The sequence below is a fragment of the Paraburkholderia sp. BR14374 genome (genome assembly GCF_040948685.1).
Taxonomy (GTDB): domain Bacteria; phylum Pseudomonadota; class Gammaproteobacteria; order Burkholderiales; family Burkholderiaceae; genus Paraburkholderia; species Paraburkholderia youngii.
Genome location: NZ_JBFPKF010000097.1, coordinates 1 through 1,488, shown reverse-complemented (window position 1 = coordinate 1,488; position 1,488 = coordinate 1). Strand labels below are relative to the sequence as shown.

The 1,488-nt window shown below is 59.9% G+C and carries 1 pseudogene; it reads right to left on the bottom strand.

The features are described 5' to 3' along the window. Window positions 1-42: 42 nt before the first annotated feature. Window positions 43-1,367: pseudogene (locus tag AB3X86_RS38135) on the bottom strand (IS5 family transposase). Between the last annotated feature and the right edge of the window lie 121 nt (window positions 1,368-1,488).

Below are 1,488 nucleotides of genomic sequence, written 5' to 3'. Positions count from 1 at the left end.
AGTAGTCGGGTCTGAATAATTCGTTTTGGACGACGCTTGCCCTCACGGCTGGTATTCGACAGCGATTGAGCGGTTGAGCAAAGCGGCCAGAACAGCGGCGTAAAAAAGCCTCAGCTTCCTGAGGATCATCCGCAGGTTATGGCCGGCGCCGCACAGCACTGCGTGTATCGCGTCGCCGAGCGCGCCTTTAAGCCAGTTCCGGTCGAGCTTCCCGTCTGCCTTCATGTGGCCGATGGCTGGCTCGATCGCACTTCGCCTTCGGATCATCTCGCGTAGTCCACGTGTGATTCCTCGCCGTAATCCCGGATGGTAGATCTTCACGCCATCAACGATGACACCCTTGTAGCCGCGATCGACAACGGCCACTTCCGGTTTCACGTCACTGAGGATCGCCGCCTGCTCCAGCGCCTCCGCCAGCGTATGGCCGTCGTAGGGATTGCCAGGCATCGAACGCGCCCCGATCACCAGCCCTTCCTTGTGGGTCGTCGTGATCGACACCTTGACGCCGAATTCGTACGGCGTGCGGGCCTTGCCTTTGGCCAGACATTCGACTTCCGGCGCATGCAAGGCGTAAAGCTTGTTCCGGTCCTTCTGCTTCTGTGAGAGGATCCGCCTGGTGCGGCCGATCAACTCCGTTAGCGCGCTACGCCCGGCGTCGGAAACTGAGAATCGAGCTGACGCTCCACATCACGCATCACCCGCCCAACGCGTGACCGCAACGTGCGCAGCGCCTTCTTCATGCGCTTAAACTGCTTCGCATGGGCGTAGCGGCCAATCTGACGTGCCACGTGTGGCGCCTCGCGGTTGTAGTTCTGCCGCAGCTTCAATCCGTGTCGCGCCGCGGCCTTCACCAGATGTTCGCGACACCGCTCGAGCAGGCGCGAATCGGTTGGATGGGCGATCGCCTTTTGCATGACCGTCGTGTCGACGATTACGCGCTTCGCGCTTGAGGCCTTGATCACGCCCGCGCGCTTCGCCGCTTCGATCGTCTCGGCCAGCAGTTCTTCAACGCCAGCTTCACCCAGGCGCTTACGCCAGCGTGTCAGGCTCGACGGATCGATCGGGGGCTCGGTCTGCAGATACGTCTCGCCGGCGAAGACCTGCCAATACGGGTTCTCCACCCATTGTCAGACCACTTCCTCGTCCGACAGATCGAACGCATGCTGGAGATACAACAAGCCAGCAATCAGCCTCGGTGACGTTGCCGGACGACCCTTGCGTGAGACAAAGCTCGCGCTCATCGACGCACCCAGCTGATCCCAGCTGATCAGATCGGCCAGACGCACCAGCGGATGCTTCAGGTTGATCTGCTCGCGAAGAGGATGCCGAAACAAATCGCCTTCGCTCACCGCTGTCTTCGGACCCATCCAGACCTCGACAGAATTTGCAGGAAACTACCCATAATCTGCCAGGTTCCTGCAAATGCATCAACAACTTTCCGCTTCAAACCCTTGCTGCAAAAGGCTCTCCGGATTGTTCAGGTTCGAC